Here is a 949-nt window from a genome sequence, read left to right as displayed (position 1 = left end):
CCGCTTCGCAGCCCAGCGGGAGCAAGCTCCCTCGCCACGCTTTTTGAGATCCAGCCATTGATCGAGCTGGGTTCGTTGCTGGCGAATCGCGTGTTGGATAACGTCGCCCCACGCTAGCCGCCGCACCATCAAACCCCGTGGCGAGGGAGCTTGCTCCCGCTCGGTTGCGCAGCGACCGCAAGATTTTTAGGGCTGCTGCGCAGCCCAGCGGGGATAAATCCCCTCGCCACGCTTTTTGAGATCCGGCCATTGATCGAGCTGGGTTCGTTGCTGGCGAATCGCGTGTTGGAGAACGTCGCCCCACGATAGTCGCCGCACCATCAAACCCCGTGGCGAGGGAGCTTGCTCCCGCTCGGTTGCGCAGCGACCGCAAGATTTTTAGGGCCGCTGCGCAGCCCAGCGGGGATAAATCCCCTCGCCACAAACGCGACCTTCACGCTGCCAAATGAGTCCGGAGAGAAAGATCGCAGGCTTTGCCAGCGCCTACAGAGCCCAGCGGGAGCAAGCTCCCTCGCCACGGGTTTTAGGGTGAATCCGAGAGGGTGTTTATTCGCTTTCCCTTAACCTTCCACCAAGCCACACATCCTTGCGCCTTTGCCTACAACTACGCCAGAATCCGCCGGCTTGTGCACCTTGCCCCCGGGCTCTATCGTTTGCCTGCCACTGCCCATCAGTGGTCGGGTTTAGTAGCTCGGTGTATTTAGCGAGGTGTATGGCTCTCCTCAATCAGGCGTTTTCGTGCCTGTATTTGATGGCGGTTGTGCGCAGGGCGCCTTCGGGCGCGCCGGCTTGCTAAGTCCCCGGTCTACTAACCTGCGTACAGCTGCCACCCTTCTGTTTAGTAGCTAGAGGGTTGCAGCTCCACTTAAGGACTTAGTAGATGTTCAAAATTACGCCAAACCCTCCAGAAGCAGATCCCAACTCTCCTTATCTGGACGGCCTAAACGCA

Source organism: Pseudomonas brassicacearum subsp. neoaurantiaca (assembly GCF_013608025.1).
Classification (GTDB): Bacteria; Pseudomonadota; Gammaproteobacteria; order Pseudomonadales; family Pseudomonadaceae; genus Aquipseudomonas.
The sequence above is the reverse complement of the archived record's forward strand: the minus strand, read 5'-3'. Positions refer to the sequence as shown.